We start from the raw sequence: 19,543 nt of genomic DNA, 5'->3' as shown, positions 1-19,543 counted from the left end.
GCCCCTCAAGGTCATTATTTTCCGATCGTGAAAAAAACGCTAGAGACGGAGGCCGTATGACGAATGGCTCCCAACAGCCGAGACCGCGCGCCCGTGACATCGGCGTCGTGCTGGGCGAACACCCCACCGGTCCGCACAACGCCATCACCGACGTGGCCGGGGTCCGCGTCGGCCACACCACGATCCAGCTGCCCGGCCCGAATCCGGTGAACACCGGAGTCACCGTCGTCGTCCCGCATCCCGGCATCTTCAACGAGCCGGTGTTCGCCGGCGCGCACCGCCTCAACGGCAGCGGCGAACTCACCGGGCTGGAGTGGATCCGCGAATCCGGCGAGCTCACCACGGCCATCGCCCTGACCAACACGCACAGCGTCGGGGTGGTGCGCGATGCGCTGGTCGACGCTCAGGTGCAGGCTCGCGGCGAGGGTCTGTACTGGTCACTGCCGGTGGTGGGGGAGACCTACGACGGGCTGCTCAACGACATCAACGGTCACCACGTGCGCGCCGAACACGTCCACGCCGCGCTGGCCGCGGCCTCCGACGGACCGGTGGCCGAGGGCAACGTCGGCGGTGGAACCGGGATGATCTGCCACGGTTTCAAAGGCGGCATCGGTACCGCCTCCAGGGTCACCGACACCGCGGGTGGGCGCTACACCGTGGGCGCTCTGGTCCAGGCCAACCACGGCCGACGCGAGCGGCTGCGGATCAGCGGCGTGCACGTCGGCGAGTTGATCGGCCCGGAATTGATTCCCACGCCCGACCCGCCGATGGCCTACCAGCCCGGCTCCGGCTCGATCATCGTGGTCATCGTCACCGACGCACCGCTGCTGCCGCACCAGTGCACGCGCCTGGCGCAGCGCGCGGCCCTGGCCGTCGGCCGTCTCGGCGGGACCGGCGAGCAATACAGCGGTGACCTGATGCTGGCCTTCTCCACCGGAAACCGCGGCATCCCGCCCTACGCCTGGGACGAGAACGTCAACGTGGAGCGCCCCGAGATCGGGGTGCGCATGATGGCGCCCCAGCTCATGACCCGGCTGTTCGATCTGGTGATCGAGGCCACCGAGGAAGCCATCGTCAACGCGCTGGTGGCCGCCGAGACCCTGACCGGCCGGGGCGGGCTGACCGCGCACGCCCTCGACCACAAACTGCTGCACGCCGCACTGCTGTTGGAGGGACATTGAGCACGCCGGACACCGTCACCAGCGGGGAACATCAACGTCTGCAGGGAAGGCTCGGCCCGGTCGGCGTGGTGTTCATGGTCGTCGCCGCCGCCGCGCCGCTGACCGTGATCGGCGGCAACATGCCGCTGGGCATGGGCTTGGGCAACGGCGCCGGGGCTCCGGTCGGATTCATCATCGCGGCCCTGGTGCTGCTCGTGTTCAGCATCGGGTTCGTCGCGATGACGCCCTACGTGCCGGAGGCCGGCGCCTTCTTCTCCTACGTGACGCTGGGACTCGGCCCGCGCCTGGGCAGCGGCATCGCCGCAGTCGCCCTGATCGCCTACACCGCGATCCAGGTGGGCATCTACGGATACATCGGCTGGGCCATCGGTGACACGGTGCGGTTCTACGGCGGTCCGGAAATACCATGGCCGGTCTACTCTTTGGCCACTCTGGCAATCGTCGCCCTGTTGGGCTACCGGCACATCGAACTCAGCGCCAAAGTGCTCGGCGTCGCCCTCGTCTGCGAAATCGGCATCGTGGTCCTGCTGGACCTGGTGATCGTGGCCCACCCCGGGCCAGCCGGGCTCAGCCTGGCGTCCTTCACACCGGCGGTATTCACCGACGGCGTGCTCGGCATCGCGGTGCTGTTCGCGCTCACCGGATTCATCGGTTTCGAAGCCACGGCGGTCTTCCGTGACGAGGCTCGCGATCCCGAGCGCACCATCCCGCGGGCCACCTACGCCGCGGTGTTGCTGATCGGCGGCTTCTACGCAGTGACCTGCTGGGCCTTCGTCGTGGCGATCGGCCCCGACCAGGTCGCGGAGGTAGCCCAACGCACCCTCGACGGTGACGCCAACATGCTGCTGGACACCACGAACGACAACCTGGGCCGGCTGGGGCGCGACATCGTCAACGTGCTGCTGTTGACCAGTCTGTTCGCCTGCGTCCTGTCCTTCCACAACGTGATCGCTCGCTATCAGTTCGCGCTGGCCCGAAAAGGCTTGCTGCCCAAACCTCTTGCAGTCGTGCACGGCCGGCATGGCTCGCCGTCTGTGTCGTCGCTCGTGCAGACCGTCACGGCCACGGTGATCGTGAGCATCCTCGCGGTGCTCGGAGTCGACCCGCTGGTCGGTGTGTTCGGGTCGATGGCCGGAGTCGCCACCGTCGGCATGGTTCTGCTCATGCTCACCACGTCAGTGGCGGTATTGGTCTACTTCCTCCGCCACGCCGAGCACGCGAGCGGACGCCTCTGGCAGACCCGTATCGCGCCGATCCTGGCTTGTGCCGGACTGTTGGGCAGCCTGTGGTTGGTGCTCACCAACTTCACCCTGGTGACCGGTGGCAGCGCGACCCTCAGCGCGATCCTGGCTGCCATTCCGTTCGCCGGACTACTGGTGGGCGCACTGGCGCGCCGGCCGCAACCGGCTCAGGCCTGATGCCGGGCCCGCGCGCGTAATTCGTCGACGAACGCGCGGGCCTGGTCCCACGTCGGCAACAGCCCCGCGGTCCGCACCTGCTCCAGGGTCGGGGCGGCCGCGTCGCGCTCGGACAACACCGGTTCGCCTTCGATGGGCCAGTCGATCCCGAAACCCGTGGCCAAGATGGTGTGTTCCCGCTCCGGGGCGTACAGCGCCGAGCACAGGTACATCACGGTCGAATCATCCTGCAGCGCAAGGAAAGCGTGTCCAAGCCCTTCGGACAGGTAGACCGAACGCCGAGTCTGATCGTCGAGCAGTACCGAATCCCACTGCCCGAAGGTCGGCGAGCCGACCCGGATGTCGACCACCACATCGAGTACCGCACCGCGCACGCACGTCACGTACTTGGCTTGGCTGGGCGGCACTTCCGCGAAATGCACCCCGCGCAGCACCCCGGCCGCCGACACCGAGCAGTTGGCTTGCCGCACATCGAAGCGATGCCCGGTCATCTCGGTGAAGCCCGCCTCGGTGAACCATTCGAAGAACAGCCCGCGTGCATCGCCGTGCAGCTTCGGCGTGATCTCCCAGGCGCCGGGAACGCTGAGCTCGCGCGCGGTCACTGGCCGCGCTCCGAATACGTGTCTTCCACCTTATTTTTCAATGGGCCCCACCAGGATTCGTTGTCGCGATACCAGTCGATGGTGGCCTGCAGCCCCTCGTCGAAATCGGTGTGCTCGGGTGCCCAGCCCAGTTCGTCGTGCAGGGCCGACGGATCGATCGCATAGCGCAGGTCATGCCCGGCCCGGTCGGTGACATGGTCGAAGTCATCGGGGTCACGGCCCATCAGCCGCAACAGGGTGCGCATCACCGTGAGATTGTCGCGCTCGCACTCGGCGCCGATCAGATACGTCTGCCCGAGGCCGCCCTTGGTGAGGATCTGCCACACCGCGCGGTTGTGGTCGTCGACGTGGATCCAGTCGCGGACATTGGCACCCGCGCCGTAGAGCTTCGGACGCCGGCCGGTGAGGACGTTGGTGATCTGGCGCGGGATGAACTTCTCCACATGCTGGTACGGGCCGTAGTTGTTGGAGCAGTTCGAAATCGTGGCGCGCACACCATAAGAGCGCACCCAGGCCCGCACCAGCAGATCGGCGGCCGCTTTGGTGGACGAGTACGGGCTCGACGGGTTGTACGGCGTGCCCTCGGTGAACCGCGCCGGGCTGTCGAGCTCGAGATCGCCGTACACCTCGTCGGTGGAGATGTGGTGTAACCGGACCCCGTGTGCCCGCACGGCTTCCAGGATCGCGAACGTCCCGATCACGTTGCTGTGCAGGAACGGTCGCGGGTTGGCCACCGAGTTGTCGACATGGGTCTCGGCGGCGAAGTGCACGACGGCGTCGGCCTCGCCCACCAACGTGTTCACCAGCTCGGCGTCCGCGACGTCGCCCTGCACCAGCCGGATACGGTCGGCCACCGGCGCCAGCGATTCCTGACTGCCCGCGTACGTCATGGCGTCGAGCACCGTCACCGATGTGGTGAGTGCCTCCCGGAGGGCGAGATGAACAAAGTTCGCCCCGATGAACCCGGCGCCGCCGGTGACCAGTAGCCGCATGGGTCAACCCTAATGGGCAAACCCCTCAGCTTTTGAGACCCAGCGGTCCGGCGAGCTCGGTCAACGTCGGGATCAGCTTGTCTTTGCCGCCGAGTACCTGAATCGCGACATGGTCGGCGCCGTTGGCGACATGTTGCTGCAAACGCGCCGCGATGGCGTCTGCCGTGCCATGCGCGACGACCGCGTCGATCAGCTTGTCGCTGCCGGGCTTGGCGATGTCGTTTTCGGTGAATCCGAGCCGACGCCAGTTGTTCAGGTAATTGCTCAGATTCAGATAGAAGTCGACCGTGTCGCGTCCGATCGCGCGGGCCGCGGCACCGTCGGTGCTCAGCACCACTTTGTGCTCGGGAGCCAGGAACACCGACTCGCCCAGCACGTCGCGGGCATGGGCAGTGTGCTCGGGAGTCGTCAGATAGGGGTGTGCGCCCGCGCTGCGGTTGGCCGCGAGCCGCAACACCTTGTCGCCCAGCGCGGCGATCACCAGCCTGCTGGTCGGAACCTTGGCCGCGTCCAGCGCGTCGAGGTATTCCACCAGTGCGTCGTAGGGCTTGCGGTACTCGTCGGTGTGTTCGGGATGCCCGACGCCGATGCCCAGCAGAAAGCGGCCGGGGTGTGCCGCTTCGATGCGATGAAACGATTCGGCGACCGCCGCGGCGTCGGCGGTCCAGATGTTGACGATGCCGGTGGCCAGCTGAAGACCTTCGGTGCGCTCGAGGATGGGTTCGGCGAACGCGAGGTCGGCGGCGGGGGAGCCGCCCACCCACAGCGCGCCGTAACCCAGTTTCTCGATTTCGGCGGCCTGGTCAGGCTGCACCGCCCCGAACGTCCACACCCCGTAGCGGCCCAGATCCGGTTTGAGCGAAAGCGATTCGGTCATCTACGAGTCCTTTTCTATCGCGGTCTGTCTGCGCTTCTAGGCCAGGCCGAGCGGCCCGGCGAGTTCGGCCAGCGCCGGTACCAGTTTGTCCGGTGAGGTCAACACTTGTACAGGCACATGGTCGGCGCCCGCGTCGCGATGCGCTCGCAGCCGCGCGGCCACCTCGTCCACCGTGCCATGCGCGACGACAGCGTCGATGAAGCGGTCACTGCCCGGCTTGGCCAGGTCCTCATCGGTGAAGCCGAGGCGCTTGAAGTTGTTGAGGTAGTTGCTCAAACCCAGGTAGATGTCGAGTGCCTTGCGCCCGACCGATCGGGCCTTGTCCACATCGGTGGTGAGCACCGCCTTGTGTTCGGGAGCCAGGAACGCGTCCGGCCCGATCAGCTCGCGGGCCTGTGCGGTGTGCTCCGGTGTGGTCAGGTACGGATGTGCTCCTGCCGAACGAGTGGCCGACAGTTTGAGCACTTTCGGGCCGAGAGCGGCTACCACCCGGCGGTTCTTCGGCACGCCGTACTCATCGAGTTTGTCGAGGTAGTCAGTGAGAGCGTCGAGCGGCTTGCGGTACTCGCCGATGGCCTCGCGGTGACCGACCCCGATGCCCAGCAGGAACCGGCCGGGGTAGGCGGCCTCGATGCGGTGAAACGATTCGGCGACCGGACCGGCGGCCGCACTCCAGATGTTCACGATGCCGGTGGCCAGCTGCAAAGTGGTGGTGGAAGCCAGGATCGGATCGATCCACTCCAGTTCGGCGGGCGGCGATCCGCCGGCCCAGATCGCGCCGTAACCCAGCCCTTCGATATCCCGCAACTGCTGCGGCGACAGCTGCTGGAACTGCGCGTAGTGGCCGAACGCTCCGAATGTGCCGAGGTCGGGCTTGGCGCCCGCTGTGGTCTGGGTCATGAACGTCTCAACCCGGGTGCGTCCGGGACCTATTCCTGGCGAATCACGCTGATTCTGGATCTGGCCGCTACTCCGACGCGGGCGTCGTCACTCCAGCGTGGCGCTCGGCACCGACGGCCACTCCAGCGTGACATTGGGGACGGCGCGGCCTCGGCGCCGGGGCGCGTCGTCACTCCAGCGTGGCGCTCGGCACCGACGGCCACTCCAGCGTGACATTGGGGACGGCGCGGCCTCGGCGCCGGGGCGCGTTGTCACTCCAGCGTGGCGCTCGGCGCCGACGGCCACTCCAGCGTGACAATCGCGGGCGAACTGGTACCGGCAGATCAGCCGGCTCCGCTACTCCGACGCTTGCGACTCGGAGGCCTGTCCCTCCGGCGCGGGCGCTTGCAGCGGCAACAGCACGATGAAACGGGTGTCACCGGGCTTGGACTGCACCCGCAGATCCCCGTGGTGCTTTTCCACCACGATGCGCCAGGCCAGGTCCAGGCCGAGCCCGGTGCCCTCACCGAACGGTTTGGTGGTGAAGAACGGGGTGAAGATCCGGCTGATGTCCTCGGCGGGGATGCCCGGTCCGTCGTCGCAGATCTCCACCCGGATCATCTCGTCGGTCTCTCGGCTGGTGCGCAGCGTGAGCCTGCCGTGGCCGTCCATCGCTTGAATGGCGTTGTCGATGATATTGGTCCAGACCTGATTGAGATCGCCTGGATAGCAATGCAATTCGGGCAGCGACTTGTCGAGTTCCTTGCACAGGGTGACCGGCTTGTCCTTACCGATCTTGTCGCCGAACATCATCAGCGTGCTGCGCAGCAGTTCGTGTACGTCGGCGCTCTGATAATCACCGCGGTCCATCTGCGAGTACTGCTTGGCGCCGGCCAGCAGCGCAGAGATCCGCTTGCTCGCCTCGGCGATCTCGTTCATTCGCAACTCGGTGTCGATGGTGTATTTCAGCCAGCCCAGAGCCGCCTGCAGGGTCGCCGACGCTTCACCGTCCTTGAGCGCGTCGTCAACCGAAGCCGAGATGCGTTCCAGCCAGTCGATGTCGAGACCGGCTTCGACGAACGTCGGGGCGTAGTCCCAGGCACCCACGATGTCGTGGTCCTCGAGCCAGTCGCCCATCTCGTCCTCGCGGTCGGAGGTCTCCAGGGCGGTGAGCTCCAACCCCTTGTTCTTGGCGACCTGTTCGGCGACCTCGTCCTGGATGGTCACCAGCATCCGCAAGGCTTGCGGGGTGAACTTGCCGTCGGCCAGCATCGCCAGCTTGTGCCGCATCTTGCCGACGCCTTCGCGCAGGTCGGCCACGGCGCGCGCGGTGGCCGCGGCCGGGTTGTTCAGCTGGTGGGTCAGGCCCGCGGTGATGTTGCCGAGCGCCAGCAGCTTTTCGCGCTGACCGATGATCTGGCTCTGTCGCCGGCCACCGACCTTGTGGCCTTCCAGCAGGTGCACCGCCATCGGGAACTGCGACTGCATGAAACTCGCGAACGCGTTGGCGTCCAGGACGAACACCCGTGACGGCTTGGTCAGCCGAACCGACGCTTCGTAGACATGCTCTTCACCGGGGATGTAGGCGGACCAAGCGCCGAAGTACACCCCGCGCATCGACGTGCGATTGGTCTGGATGTCGACGCCGCCGGAGCGCTTCGACATCACCAGTTCACCGTCGAGCATCACGTAGAAACAGGTGGCGGGGTCACCCTCGGTGACGATCGGGCCGGCCGGGAACGTCTCGATGCTGCCGGCCTCGCACAACGTGTCGAGTTGTGCGTCGGAAAGATGCTCGAACAAAAACAGTGTCCGAAGTTCGTCCCGCACGCACATCTCGCCCATATCCGTCCTCAAATCCTCAGGCCTTGCCGGCCGTTACGCTTCTGCCAGGTAGCGGTGCACGAGCATCACGGCCATCGATCCTTCGCCGACGGCGGCAGCTACCCGCTTGGCGGACTCGGCTCGCACGTCTCCTGCAACAAACACACCGGGCACACTTGTTTCCAGGTGATGCGGCGGTCGTTCCAGCGACCAGCCGCACACGTCGCGCAGATCGGGGCCGGCCAGGATGAACCCGTGGTCGTCGCGGGCCACCACGCCGTCGAGCCACTCGGTGCGCGGGGTGGCGCCGATGAAGCAGCACAGTCGCGTCGCCCGGACTTCCTCGTGCTCCCCGGTCTGCCGGTCCACCAACTCCAGGCCCACGAGATGGTCGTCCTCGCCGATGGCACCGACCACCTCCGTGCAGGTGCGCACGAAGATGTTGGGTGTCTGCTCGATCTGTTGGATCAAGTAGTACGACATCGAGGCTTCCAGTGACGGGCCGCGCACCAGCAGCGTCACCGACTTGGCTTCGCGCGACATGAACATCGCGGCCTGTCCCGCCGAGTTGGCGCCGCCCACGATGTAGACGTCCTCGCCCTTGCATTCGGAGGCGTCCGACACCGAGGCGCCGTAGTACACGCCGCGGCCGACGTAATTGTTCGGGTTGTCCGGATCGGCCCAACAGCCCGGCACCGGGAGCTGGCGGTACTCGACACCGGTGGCCAGGATCACCGCGCGGGCCCCGATGGTCTCGCCGTCGGCGAAGGTGATGGTGCGGGCCGCGCCCGCGATGTCGAGGGCGACGGCCTCGCGGGTGGTGATCACCTCGGCGCCGAAGCGCTCGGCTTGCCTGCGGGCTGAGGTGGCCAGTTCGGCACCGGACACCCCGGTCGGGAAGCCCAGGTAGTTCTCGATCCGGGAGCTGCGGCCGGCTTGCCCGCCGGTCGTGGTGCCCTCGATCAGCACGGTCTTGAGGCCTTCGGAGGCGCCGTACACCGCCGCGGCCAGACCTGCCGGGCCGCCGCCGATCACCGCCAGGTCGTACATGGTCAGCGACGGGGTGGTGGACAACCCCAGCATGTCGGCGAGCTCGCCGTCACTGGGTTCGACCAGGGTCTCGCCGCCCTCGGTGATCACCACCGGCAGCTGCAGGCCGTCCAGCCCCGCGGCCTCCAGCAGCTGGCGGCCGACGGGTTCGTCGGTGGTGAACGACCGGAAGGTGTGCTGATTGCGGGCCAGGAACTGACGCACCTCCCAGGACCGCGAACTCCACTGATGCCCGATCACCTTGGTGTGCGGGATGGCCCGGTCGCCGACGGCGTGCCAGGCCTCCAGCAGGCCGTCGACCACCGGGTACAGCTTCTCCTCGGGCGGGTCCCACGGCTTGAGCAGGTAGTGGTCGAGGTCGACGACGTTGATGGCGTCGATGGCCGCAGTGGTGTCGGCGTACGCCGTCAGCAGCACGCGCCGGGCCATCGGGTAGAGGTCCATGGCCGATTCGAGGAACTCGATGCCGCTCATCTGCGGCATCCGGTAGTCGGCGACGAACACCGCGACGGTGTCGCCGCGCAGCTTCAGCTCGTTGAGGGTTTCCAAGGCGTCCGGGCCGGATTCGGCGCGGACGATGCGGTAGCGCTCGCCGTAGTGGCGGCGAAGGTCGCGGGCGACCGCGCGAGAGACCGCGGGATCGTCGTCGACGGTCAGGATCACGGGTTTACGGGGCGCAGAGGCGGGGCCGGTCATCGCTAGTAATTATGCGCCCCGCCGCCAGCAGTTTTCTCAGCTCGTGTGTGCGCTGTCCCCGTTGGTGGAATTCGACCCTTGCAGCATGGCGGCCACATCGATTCCCGAGGCCTTGAGCGACTCCAAGATGTTGGACACCGCGAGCGGGCTGATCCCGAGCAGGTTCCCGACCGCGCCCTGGGTGTCGCTCGAGCCGCCGATGATCGACAGCCGGTCGATCTCGGCCAGCGGTGCGGCGGCGGCTTCGGTGGCCTTGACCACCGAGGCCAGCACGTCGGGCAGCATCAGCAGGCGTGCCGCGTCGGCGGTGTAGCCGTTGAGCGCGGCGGCGATCTCCTTCTTACCGTTGGCCTCGGCCAGCAGCTTGGCTTCGATACCGGCGGCTTCTGCCTGCTGCTCGACCCGCAGCGCATCGGCCAGTTCCTTCTTACCGGCGGCCTCGGCGACCAGCTTGGCCTGCAGGCTGTCGGCTTCGGCCTGCTTCTCGACCCGCAACGCGTCGGCGGCGGCCTTACGGGCATCGGCCTCGGCCTGGCCCTTCCGCCGCTCGGTCTCGGCGGCGGCCTCGGCGGCCAGGATCGAGGACTGGCGCTGGCCTTCGGCGATCGCGATGTCTGCCTGCCGCTTCGCTTCGGCCGGGGCGATCACGTCGGCCTGCAGGGCAGCCTGGGCCTGTTCGGCGCGGCGCTGCTCCACCTCGATACGGGCCTGCACCCGGGCGGCCTCGGCCTGCTCGATCGCGATGCCGACGTCTTTCTGGGCCCGGGCGTTGGCCAGCGGTCCGGCCTGATCGGCCTGGGCGTTCTCGGCCTCGGTCTGCGCACGCAGCCGGGCCAGCTCGACGTCGCGCTTCTGGTTGGCGGTGGCGATCGCGGTGTCCGCTTCGGCCTGGGCGATGGACCCTTCCTGGCGGGCCTTGGCCGACTGGATCTGCGCGTCGCGCTCGGCCTCGGCGGTACCGACCGTGGCGTCCCGCTTGACCTCGGCGATGCGGCGCTGACCGAGGGACTTCAGGTAGTCGTTGGCGTCGGAGATGCCGGCGATCTTGAGGACGTCGACCTCCATGCCGATCCGGGCCAGGTCACCGCCGGCCTCTTCGACCACACTGCGGGCCAGGCTGTCGCGGTTGGAGTTGAGGTCCTCGACGGTCATGGTCGCGGTGATGCCGCGCAGCGAGCCGGCCAGGATCTCGTTGATCTGGCGCTGCAACTCGTTGAGGTCGGAGGTCAGGAAGCGTTGCACCGCGGTCTGCACGGCCTCGTCGGCCGAGCCGATGCGCACCAGCCCTACTGCCTCGACATTGACCGGCACACCGTTGTTGGACAGTGCGTTCTGCAGATTGATGCTGACGTTGAACGGTTCGAGGCTCATGATGTCGACCCGCTCGATGCCGGGCATCCGGAACCTGGCGCCGCCGCGGACCACCTTCGGCGTGCCGCGGCCGGTGAACACGGCCACCTCGTTGGGCGGCACCTTGATGTAGTTCTTGACGTAGACCATCGGCAACACCACCAGGATCAGAATCGCGGCGATGGCGGCGAGGACGACGATGAGCAACAGGGACACGATGGTGCCTTTCTGAAGGTTCGGTGCTCGGGGTACTGCTCAGGTCTCTGGAACTGAGACGACGTGGACGAAGTCGGGATCGATGTCGGAGATGTAGACGCGGGTGGCCTTGGGCAGAGCATCGGCTTCGTCGCTCTTGGCGCGGGAGAACACCCGGTTGCCGTCGGCGTCGACGAAGGACACCTCGCCCCAGCCGCCCGGCGGTACCTCGAGGGTGACCGTGCCGAGCAGGCCGACGTAGGAGGAGCGGCCCCGATGCGAGTTGGATTGCTGGCGACGCAGGTAGGGCAGCAGCAGGCCGTTGAGGGTGAAAACCAGGACGACGGCGCAGGCCGCGGCCAGCACGGCCGACCAGACCGTGCCGAACCCCAGCCAGGTGCCGATCAGACCGCCGGTGCCGGCGCCGAGCAGGGCGACCGACAGCCCGGTCAGGCTCAGGAACGGCATCCCGTCCCCGTGCCCGACATCGGCCAGCAGCAGGGCGGCCAAAACGGCGATGCCGCCGACGACGAAAGCGGCCAGATACACAGCCATCACGTGCTCGTGGTCTCCGTTCTCCGAGCGCGGATCAGTCCGTACTATTCTCGCCTGTTCCGGGGCTCCGCGGCGCACCAATCCGGAGCGGAGATATTCGGTGGCCGCAGCTGATCAGCCGTGATTTTGGTACAGCCCGTTGAACGGGTATTGTGGACCAACGGTGCGGCTATCGCGCCGACTTTTTGCGTGCCCCGTCTTGGAACTGCTGAGTTTCTGCTCTGCCTCGATCCGGCTCACGTTTTGAAGTTGGTCGGTTTCCGCAGCACGACGGGCTGCATTGTGACTGATGAAGCTACGAAACGAAAGCAAGGATCGCCGAAGAGTATGGCCAAGAAAGACGGTGCCATCGAGGTCGAGGGTCGCGTGGTCGAACCTCTGCCCAATGCGATGTTCCGCATTGAGCTGGAGAACGGACACAAGGTCTTGGCCCACATCAGCGGCAAGATGCGGCAGCACTACATCCGCATCCTGCCCGAGGACCGCGTAGTGGTGGAGCTTTCGCCCTACGACCTGTCCCGGGGCCGCATCGTGTACCGGTACAAGTGACCCGATAGAAGCCCGACCAGTAACGACGAGAAACGGTGACATGCGTGTCTGCATGACACCAACAAGCCAGAAGGATCGAAACAGCCGTGAAGGTGAACCCGAGCGTCAAGCCCATCTGCGATAAGTGCAGGGTGATCCGCCGGCATGGGCGGGTCATGGTGATCTGCAGCGATCCCCGCCACAAGCAGCGGCAGGGCTGATCCGTCAGCTGACGGATCACACCACAACTGAATGATGAACTCCCAGCACCACTGAGCGGATCCGCCGCTCACAAGCGATGAGCACTCATCCACGTCCGGCACGGAGGCCGGACCCCTTGGAGCCCTTAGGGGCTGAAGGGAACGGGCTGGGACCAGACCTCCGCAGAGAAGAAGGAACACCGCCACATGGCACGCCTCGTAGGCGTTGATCTTCCGCGCGACAAGCGCATGGAGATCGCGCTGACCTACATCTACGGCATCGGCCGTACCCGTTCGAACGAGATTCTCGCCGCGACGGGCATCGACAAGAACATGCGCACCAAGGACCTGACCGACGATCAGGTGACCATCCTGCGCGATTACATCGAAGGCAACCTCAAGGTTGAGGGTGACCTGCGCCGCGAGGTGCAGGCCGACATTCGCCGCAAGATCGAGATCGGCTGCTACCAGGGCCTGCGGCACCGCCGCGGTCTGCCCGTGCGCGGCCAGCGGACCAAGACCAACGCGCGTACCCGCAAGGGCCCCAAGCGCACCATCGCCGGCAAGAAGAAGGCTAGGTAACCCCGATGGCACCCCCGAAGAAGGCTGCCGGCGCCAAGCGCGGCAAGACCACCCGTCGCCGGGAAAAGAAGAACGTCCCGCACGGCGCTGCTCACATCAAGAGCACATTCAACAACACGATCGTCTCGATCACCGACCCCCAGGGCAACGTCATCGCCTGGGCGTCGTCGGGTCACGTCGGCTTCAAGGGTTCGCGTAAGTCGACCCCGTTCGCCGCGCAGCTGGCCGCCGAGAACGCTGCCCGCAAGGCGCAGGAGCACGGCGTGAAGAAGGTCGACGTGTTCGTCAAGGGTCCGGGCTCGGGCCGCGAGACCGCCATCCGCTCGCTGCAGGCCGCAGGCCTCGAGGTGGGCGCGATTTCCGACGTCACTCCGCAGCCGCACAACGGCTGCCGTCCGCCCAAGCGGCGCCGGGTCTAGGGAGGATAAAAGAAAATGGCACGTTACACCGGCCCCGCCACCCGCAAGTCGCGTCGTCTCGGCGTCGACCTGGTCGGCGGAGATCAGTCGTTCGAGAAGCGCCCCTACCCGCCCGGCCAGCACGGCCGTGCGCGGATCAAGGAGAGCGAATACCGCACCCAGCTGCAGGAGAAGCAGAAGGCTCGCTTCACCTACGGCGTGCTGGAGAAGCAGTTCCGCCGCTACTACGAAGAGGCCAACCGCCAGTCGGGTAAGACCGGCGAGAACCTGCTCCAGATCCTGGAGAGCCGCCTGGACAACGTCATCTACCGTGCGGGCCTGGCCCGGACCCGGCGGATGGCGCGTCAGCTGGTCAGCCACGGCCACTTCACCGTCAACGGTGTCAAGGTGAACATCCCGAGCTACCGGGTGTCGCAGTACGACATCATCGACATCAAGGAGAAGTCGCTCAACACCCTGCCGTTCGAGGTTGCGCGGCAGACCGCCGGCGAGCGTCCGGTCCCGTCGTGGCTGCAGGTCGTCGGGGAGCGTCAGCGCATCCTGGTGCACCAGCTGCCCGAGCGCGCCCAGATCCAGGTGCCGCTCACCGAACAGCTCATCGTCGAGTTCTACTCGAAGTAATGGCTTACCGGTCATCCGGCCGGTAGGTACCCAGACGGCATCAAATAGCGGGTGCCGAGAAGGAGAAGAAACACCATGCTGATCTCTCAGCGACCCACACTGTCCGAGGAAACCCTCGCCGACAACCGCTCCAAGTTCGTCATCGAGCCGCTGGAGCCGGGTTTCGGTTACACGCTGGGTAACTCGCTGCGGCGCACGCTGCTGTCGTCCATCCCGGGCGCAGCGGTGACGAGCATCCGCATCGACGGTGTGCTGCACGAGTTCACCACCGTCCCCGGGGTGAAGGAAGACGTCACCGACATCATCCTGAACCTCAAGGGCCTGGTCGTGTCCTCCGAAGAGGACGAGCCGGTCACCATGTACCTGCGCAAGCAGGGCCCGGGTGCGGTCACCGCCGGTGACATCGTGCCGCCGGCCGGTGTGACCGTCCACAACCCGGACATGCACATCGCCACCCTCAACGACAAGGGCAAGCTCGAGGTCGAGCTCGTCGTCGAGCGGGGTCGTGGCTACGTCCCGGCCGTGCAGAACAAGGCCTCGGGTGCCGAGATCGGCCGTATCCCGGTCGATTCCATCTACAGCCCCGTGCTGAAGGTGACCTACAAGGTTGAGGCCACCCGTGTCGAGCAGCGCACCGACTTCGACAAGCTGATTCTCGACGTGGAGACCAAGAACTCGATCAGCCCGCGTGACGCCTTGGCGTCGGCCGGCAAGACCCTGGTCGAATTGTTCGGTCTGGCACGCGAACTCAACGTCGAGGCCGAGGGCATCGAGATCGGCCCGTCGCCGGCCGAGGCAGACCACATCGCCAGCTTCGCGCTGCCGATCGACGACCTGGACCTGACCGTCCGTTCGTACAACTGCCTCAAGCGCGAGGGTGTGCACACGGTGGGCGAGCTCGTCGCCCGCACGGAGTCCGACCTGCTGGACATCCGCAACTTCGGCCAGAAGTCCATCGACGAGGTGAAGATCAAGCTGCACCAGCTGGGTCTCTCGCTCAAGGACAGCCCGGCCACGTTCGATCCGTCTGAGGTCGCCGGCTACGACGCCGCGACCGGCACCTGGACCGCGGACGCCGGCGGCTACGACCTGGATGACACCCAGGACTACGCCGAGACCGAGCAGCTTTAACAAATCCGTCCCGGTCCTACCTGATACGGGGACCGGCCCCATTTAGGAGATAGTCGCAATGCCCAAGCCCACCAAGGGTGCTCGCCTCGGCGGGTCGTCCTCACACCAGAAGGCGATCCTGGCCAACCTGGCCACCTCGCTGTTCGAGCACGGTCGCATCAAGACGACCGAGCCTAAGGCCCGGGCGCTGCGTCCGTACGCCGAGAAGCTGATCACCCACGCCAAGAAGGGTGAGCTGCACAACCGGCGCGAGGTGATGAAGAAGATCCGCGACAAGGACGTCGTGCACGTCCTGTTCGCCGAGATCGGCCCCTTCTTCGCCGATCGTGAGGGTGGCTACACCCGCATCATCAAGGTCGAGAACCGTAAGGGCGACAACGCTCCGATGGCGGTCATCGAGCTGGTGCGGGAGAAGACCGTGACCTCTGAGGCGGATCGTGCTCGTCGCGCCGCCGCCGCACAGGCCAAGGCCGCTGAGGCTCCCAAGGCTGACGAGGCCGAGGAAGCTGCGGAGGAAGCCAAGGTCGAGGCGACCGAAGAGGCCGCCACCGAAGAGGCTCCGGCCGACGAGGCAGCTTCTGAGGATGAAGCCAAGTCCTGATCAGGCATCCAACGACATGCCCGCCATCGATTCCGGTGGCGGGCATGTCGCATTAGTCCGCCTGCGGCTCGACATCGCGTATGACGGGACCGATTTCGCCGGCTGGGCGGTGCAGGCGGGTCAGCGCACGGTCGCCGGGGTGATCGACGAGGCGCTCTCGACGGTGTTCCGCACGCCGGTGGTGACGCGTACCGCGGGCCGTACCGACACCGGGGTGCATGCCACCGGTCAGGTGGCCCACGTCGACGTCCCCGTCGATGCCGTCGCGCACGCATACCCCCGCACGACCCGGCCGGGGGATGCCGAATTCACCCCGCTGGTGCGCCGATTGGCGCGGTTGCTGCCGACCGACGTCCGGATCCGCGACATCGTGCGGGCTCCTGCCGGTTTCGACGCCAGGTTCTCGGCGCTTCGCCGGCACTACACCTACCGGCTGAGTCTCGCGCCTTACGGCGTGGAGCCGGCCGAAGCGCGGTTCGTCACGCCGTGGTCGAAGCCGCTCGACCTTGATGCGATGACGGTCGCGTCTCGGGAGTTGGTCGGGCTCAACGATTTCGCGGCGTTCTGCCGACATCGACCGGGCGCCACTACGATCCGGGATCTGCAGCGGCTGGAGTGGGTCCGTGATGGCCACTATGTGACGGCGCATGTCACCGCGGATGCCTTCTGCTGGAACATGGTTCGCTCGCTGGTCGGTGCGCTGCTGGCGGTCGGGGAGGGTAGGCGGCCGGTTTCGTGGACTGCTGGGCTCTTGAGTGAGACGAGTCGATCCAGTGATTTCGCGGCTGCCCCTGCCCGGGGGCTGACGCTGGTACAGGTCGATTACCCAGCCGATGACCAGCTCGAAGCTCGCAACCTGATCACCCGGGACGTGCGAACGGCCGACTGAACGCTGCAGCTCGCCGGTTCCTACTCCAGGGCGGTAGCCGCCCGGGTGGATTCAAGGTTTGGCAACCCCGGGGTAGAAATCGGTACACGGCCAGAGGTTTCTGCAGCCCTCAGAGCCGGGCCGAGACGAATCTGGCCGCCTGCGCCACCATGCCCGAGCGGATGTAGCCGGGCGCAAGATGATCCTGCCAACCGGCCCGCCAATTGTAGGGGCTGCTGGGGTTGCAGATCGGATCATCGGAGTGGCACAGATCGATCGTGCGGTTGCGGTAGGCCGGGTTGAACAGCGTGATCGGCGCTGCCCAGTTGGCGCCGTTACCGAACAGCGCCACCGCTGCTACGTGACGTTCGGCGCCGGCGGGCAGGGGACTGTTGAAGGTGAACGCCTTGATGGGCATGGCCAGAACCAGGTCGGTGGCGGCGGCGCCCAGTGAGTAACCGCCCAGCACGAGCTTGGTTCTCGGGCAGTTGCGCATCATCCACTGCACGTGGCGACTCATGTCATTGGCGCCCACGTCGACCTGGGTGTCCGCCGGGTACTTCACCGGATAGAGGGCGATATTCGGACCGCGCAGCGTGCGCAGCGCGTTGACGAACGAGGCACCGACTTGTCCGGGGCCTGGGGGCTCCATGCGGCCGCGGGCGAACACCACTTCCGCCGGTGGGCACGTGACGGCATGTGCAGCGCCGATCATGCTGGGCGCCACCGCTATTGGTGCCACAACGGTCGACAGAGCGGTGATCAGTGCGGCCGACATGCGACGGCCAATCACGGGTTAGATGGTATTTACGGGCCCGTCGAGAATGGGTGCCGGTTCGGCAACGATCCGGCGACGAAGTGTTTTCGGGTCAGAGGCGGCCGGCCACGAAATCCGCGGCCTGATTGACCATTCCACCGTCGATGTAGGCGCCGGCCAGGTGATCGGGCCAGTTGTTCCGCCACGTGTCCGGGTCGGCTGGGTTGCAGATCGGATCGGCGCCATGGCACAACTCGATGGTCCGGTCGGAATAGATCGGACTGAAGCGCGTGATGGGGCCGACCCACGCGGCGCCGTTGCCGAACAGCGCGACCGCGGCGATGTGCTCGTCGGCGCCTGCCGGGAGCGGGGTCTTGAAGCCGAAGCCGGTGAACGGAACGGCCAGCACCACATCGGCGACCGCCGCGCCCAGCGAATACCCGCCGATCACCAGTCGGGTGTCGGGACAGTTGTTCATCATGTATTGGATATGGCCGCTCATGTCGTTGGCGCCGATGTCCACCTCGGTGTCGGCCGGGTAGCGGACGGCGTAGACGCCGATGTTCTTGTCGACGCGAGAGCGCAGCGCGTTGACAAAGGCATTGCCGAGGGTGCCGGTGCCGGCGGGTTCGGTACGGCCGCGGGCGAATACGACCTCGACCGGAGGGCACGGGGCGGCGTTTGCCACCGCGACCGAGCCGACATGGCCGGCGGAGACGACCGGCAGGAGCGCTACTGCCGCCGCGATGACGGCGGCCACACCCATCCAGCGCCGAAAAGGTCGGGCGGCATGGTATTCAGTGGAATGTTCGACCACCTCAGCGATGGTAGCCGACGTCGACTACAACAGACCGGCCACGAAGTTCGCGGCATCGTTGGCCGGGCCTTCGTATGCGCGGTGTGCGGGCACGCTGTCGCCGTCGCCGCAGACCGGGTCGCCGGGGTTGCACAGGTCGATCGCGCGGGACCCGTACACCGGGCTGGCGGTCAGTGGCAGCCCGAGCTTGGCGGACGGGTTGCCGAAGACGGCCACCGCGGCGACGTGTTCGGGGACGTTCGGCGGTAGCGGCGCGGTGAAGCCGACAGCCGGGAAGGGGACGGCGGCGATCACGTCGATCACCGCGGCGCCCTGGGAGTAGCCACCGAGCACCAGCCGGGTGTCGGGGCAGTTGTCCACCATCCACTGAATGTGCCCGGAGGCGTCGTTGGCGCCGCCTGCCGCGGCCAGGAAGTCGTAGCTGGCGGGGTAGTTCACCGCGTAGGCGCCGACGGAACGGCCGCCGACCTTGTTGCGTAGCGAACTGACGAACGCATTGCCGATCCGGCCCAGGCCGGGGGTGTCATTCGTCCCGCGGGCGAAGACCACCTCGATGTCCGGGCATGCGGCCGAAGCCGCAGGCAGACCCGAGGACATGGAGGGCACCGCAACCGGTGCGACGATTGCGGCGGCAGCGGTGAGCGCGGCCGCCACGAACACGGTGCAGCGACGAACAAGATCAATGGCCACACCGAATCCTAACGTCTCGAGCGATCAGACGATTCCCGCGACGAAGTTTGCCGCCTGATCCGCCATGCCTGATGTCACGTAGTCGCTGTGCGCGAATGGGTTCCGGCCGCGTGAGCAGATCGGGTCCCCGTCCTTGCAGAGGTCGATCGCCTTGCCGCCGAACACCGATGAGGTGAGCGGGATCCCGAATTTGGCGGAGGGGTTCCCGAAGGCCACCACCGCGGCGATCTGCGGCACCAGCTCGGCCGCCAGCGGCGGTGCCGAACCGATCTCCCCGACCCGGTTGCCCAGGGGCGGGATGCCGGCCAGCATGTCCACCACTGCGGCGCCCTGCGAGTAGCCACCGAGCACGACGCGGGTGGACGGGCAGGTCGAGGCCAGCGTGGCGATCCGATTGGCCGCGTCGGCCGCGCCGTCGGCGGCGGCCAGGAAGTCGTAGCTGGCGGGGTAGTTCACCCCGTAGGTGGATACCGTGCGACCGCCTACCTGCGAGCGCAGCGCGTCGGCGAAAGCCTGCCCCGGGCGGCCCAGATCAGGTGCGTCATTGGTTCCGCGGGCGAAGATGACCTCGATGTCGGAGCACGGCGCCGCCGCGGCCGGCGCGGCGAGTGCCAGCGGGAAAGCCGCACTGACCAGGGTTGAGACGATCGCGGCCACCCGGGCCGACTTCCGGAGGAGACTCACGGGGGACATATTCACACAAAATGGTT

Annotated in this window: 22 protein-coding genes; 10 read left to right on the top strand and 12 right to left on the bottom strand. The window is 66.8% G+C overall.

Translation table 11 applies throughout. The annotated features are described in order from the left end of the window. The first annotated feature begins 56 nt into the window (after nucleotides 1-56). The gene (locus K6L26_RS25070) at nucleotides 57-1,181 is read left to right on the top strand and encodes a DmpA family aminopeptidase (RefSeq protein WP_221851908.1); all 1,125 of its coding nucleotides are present in this window, start codon (nucleotides 57-59) and stop codon (nucleotides 1,179-1,181) included. After that, nucleotides 1,178-2,599 carry an APC family permease gene (locus tag K6L26_RS25065; RefSeq protein ID WP_221851906.1) on the top strand — a complete coding sequence of 474 codons (1,422 nt, stop codon included), beginning with the start codon at nucleotides 1,178-1,180 and terminating at the stop codon, nucleotides 2,597-2,599. The genes K6L26_RS25070 and K6L26_RS25065 overlap by 4 nt, the downstream gene beginning before the upstream one ends. Here K6L26_RS25065 and K6L26_RS25060 read toward each other — a convergent pair. The 8 genes from K6L26_RS25060 to K6L26_RS25025 form a co-directional block, all read right to left on the bottom strand. Further along, on the bottom strand, nucleotides 2,590-3,201 hold the full coding sequence (locus K6L26_RS25060; RefSeq protein ID WP_221851904.1) for a dTDP-4-dehydrorhamnose 3,5-epimerase family protein: 612 nt from the start codon (nucleotides 3,199-3,201) through the stop codon (nucleotides 2,590-2,592). The two genes, K6L26_RS25065 and K6L26_RS25060, sit on opposite strands and share 10 nt — an antisense overlap. Then, the gene (rfbB, locus tag K6L26_RS25055) at nucleotides 3,198-4,193 is read right to left on the bottom strand and encodes a dTDP-glucose 4,6-dehydratase (RefSeq protein WP_036389029.1); all 996 of its coding nucleotides are present in this window, start codon (nucleotides 4,191-4,193) and stop codon (nucleotides 3,198-3,200) included. The genes K6L26_RS25060 and rfbB overlap by 4 nt, the downstream gene beginning before the upstream one ends. A 25-nt stretch (nucleotides 4,194-4,218) precedes the next feature. Then, nucleotides 4,219-5,070 (bottom strand): LLM class F420-dependent oxidoreductase, encoded by an 852-nt coding sequence (locus tag K6L26_RS25050; RefSeq protein ID WP_036389028.1) that lies wholly within the window; start codon nucleotides 5,068-5,070, stop codon nucleotides 4,219-4,221. A gap of 36 nt (nucleotides 5,071-5,106) precedes the next feature. After that, nucleotides 5,107-5,970, bottom strand: coding sequence for an LLM class F420-dependent oxidoreductase (locus K6L26_RS25045; RefSeq protein ID WP_221851902.1), 864 nt, complete (start codon nucleotides 5,968-5,970; stop codon nucleotides 5,107-5,109). A 336-nt stretch (nucleotides 5,971-6,306) separates the two neighbouring features. Further along, the gene (locus tag K6L26_RS25040; protein WP_019344835.1) at nucleotides 6,307-7,794 is read right to left on the bottom strand and encodes an ATP-binding protein; all 1,488 of its coding nucleotides are present in this window, start codon (nucleotides 7,792-7,794) and stop codon (nucleotides 6,307-6,309) included. Nucleotides 7,795-7,827: 33 nt separating this feature from the next. After that, a complete protein-coding gene (locus K6L26_RS25035) occupies nucleotides 7,828-9,519 on the bottom strand; it encodes an NAD(P)/FAD-dependent oxidoreductase (RefSeq protein ID WP_036389025.1) in 1,692 nt (563 codons plus the stop codon). A gap of 36 nt (nucleotides 9,520-9,555) precedes the next feature. Beyond that, nucleotides 9,556-11,085, bottom strand: a complete 1,530-nt coding sequence (locus K6L26_RS25030; protein ID WP_036389024.1) for a flotillin family protein — start codon at nucleotides 11,083-11,085, stop codon at nucleotides 9,556-9,558. A 39-nt stretch (nucleotides 11,086-11,124) separates the two neighbouring features. Then, nucleotides 11,125-11,619, bottom strand: a complete 495-nt coding sequence (locus tag K6L26_RS25025) for an NfeD family membrane protein (RefSeq protein WP_221851901.1) — start codon at nucleotides 11,617-11,619, stop codon at nucleotides 11,125-11,127. Between the two features lie 327 nt (nucleotides 11,620-11,946). Between K6L26_RS25025 and infA the strand changes: the two genes are divergently transcribed. The 8 genes from infA to truA all read left to right on the top strand — a co-directional run bounded on the left by infA (nucleotide 11,947) and on the right by truA (nucleotide 16,590). Next, complete coding sequence (infA, locus tag K6L26_RS25020; protein ID WP_003418601.1) at nucleotides 11,947-12,168, top strand: translation initiation factor IF-1; 222 nt, start codon at nucleotides 11,947-11,949, stop codon at nucleotides 12,166-12,168. An 86-nt stretch (nucleotides 12,169-12,254) separates the two neighbouring features. Further along, entirely contained in the window at nucleotides 12,255-12,368 is a 114-nt protein-coding gene (gene rpmJ / locus K6L26_RS25015; protein ID WP_003879483.1) for a 50S ribosomal protein L36, read from the top strand. Nucleotides 12,369-12,554: 186 nt separating this feature from the next. Further along, entirely contained in the window at nucleotides 12,555-12,929 is a 375-nt protein-coding gene (gene rpsM / locus K6L26_RS25010) for a 30S ribosomal protein S13 (RefSeq protein WP_019347692.1), read from the top strand. A 5-nt stretch (nucleotides 12,930-12,934) separates the two neighbouring features. Next, entirely contained in the window at nucleotides 12,935-13,348 is a 414-nt protein-coding gene (rpsK, locus tag K6L26_RS25005) for a 30S ribosomal protein S11 (RefSeq protein WP_004571524.1), read from the top strand. A gap of 15 nt (nucleotides 13,349-13,363) precedes the next feature. Continuing rightward, a complete protein-coding gene (gene rpsD, locus K6L26_RS25000) occupies nucleotides 13,364-13,969 on the top strand; it encodes a 30S ribosomal protein S4 (RefSeq protein WP_019347691.1) in 606 nt (201 codons plus the stop codon). Nucleotides 13,970-14,044: 75 nt separating this feature from the next. Then, entirely contained in the window at nucleotides 14,045-15,100 is a 1,056-nt protein-coding gene (locus K6L26_RS24995; protein WP_019347690.1) for a DNA-directed RNA polymerase subunit alpha, read from the top strand. 58 nt (nucleotides 15,101-15,158) lie between these two features. Then, nucleotides 15,159-15,701 carry a 50S ribosomal protein L17 gene (gene rplQ, locus K6L26_RS24990; RefSeq protein WP_019347689.1) on the top strand — a complete coding sequence of 181 codons (543 nt, stop codon included), beginning with the start codon at nucleotides 15,159-15,161 and terminating at the stop codon, nucleotides 15,699-15,701. Nucleotides 15,702-15,717: 16 nt separating this feature from the next. Further along, the gene (truA, locus tag K6L26_RS24985) at nucleotides 15,718-16,590 is read left to right on the top strand and encodes a tRNA pseudouridine(38-40) synthase TruA (RefSeq protein WP_221853467.1); all 873 of its coding nucleotides are present in this window, start codon (nucleotides 15,718-15,720) and stop codon (nucleotides 16,588-16,590) included. A 109-nt stretch (nucleotides 16,591-16,699) separates the two neighbouring features. On the opposite strand, the gene K6L26_RS24980 is transcribed toward truA, so the two are convergent. The 4 genes from K6L26_RS24980 to K6L26_RS24965 form a co-directional block, all read right to left on the bottom strand. Further along, complete coding sequence (locus K6L26_RS24980; protein ID WP_064897788.1) at nucleotides 16,700-17,347, bottom strand: cutinase family protein; 648 nt, start codon at nucleotides 17,345-17,347, stop codon at nucleotides 16,700-16,702. Between the two features lie 91 nt (nucleotides 17,348-17,438). Continuing rightward, on the bottom strand, nucleotides 17,439-18,092 hold the full coding sequence (locus K6L26_RS24975) for a cutinase family protein (RefSeq protein ID WP_221853466.1): 654 nt from the start codon (nucleotides 18,090-18,092) through the stop codon (nucleotides 17,439-17,441). Nucleotides 18,093-18,167: 75 nt separating this feature from the next. Then, nucleotides 18,168-18,833, bottom strand: coding sequence for a cutinase family protein (locus K6L26_RS24970; protein WP_047036378.1), 666 nt, complete (start codon nucleotides 18,831-18,833; stop codon nucleotides 18,168-18,170). A 24-nt stretch (nucleotides 18,834-18,857) separates the two neighbouring features. After that, on the bottom strand, nucleotides 18,858-19,526 hold the full coding sequence (locus tag K6L26_RS24965; RefSeq protein WP_076111849.1) for a cutinase family protein: 669 nt from the start codon (nucleotides 19,524-19,526) through the stop codon (nucleotides 18,858-18,860). Nucleotides 19,527-19,543 lie beyond the last annotated feature (17 nt).

Origin of the sequence: Mycobacterium farcinogenes (assembly GCF_019739075.1) — a bacterium.
GTDB classification, from domain to species: Bacteria; Actinomycetota; Actinomycetes; order Mycobacteriales; family Mycobacteriaceae; genus Mycobacterium; species Mycobacterium senegalense.
The sequence above is the reverse complement of the archived record's forward strand: the minus strand, read 5'-3'. Positions and strand labels throughout refer to the sequence as shown.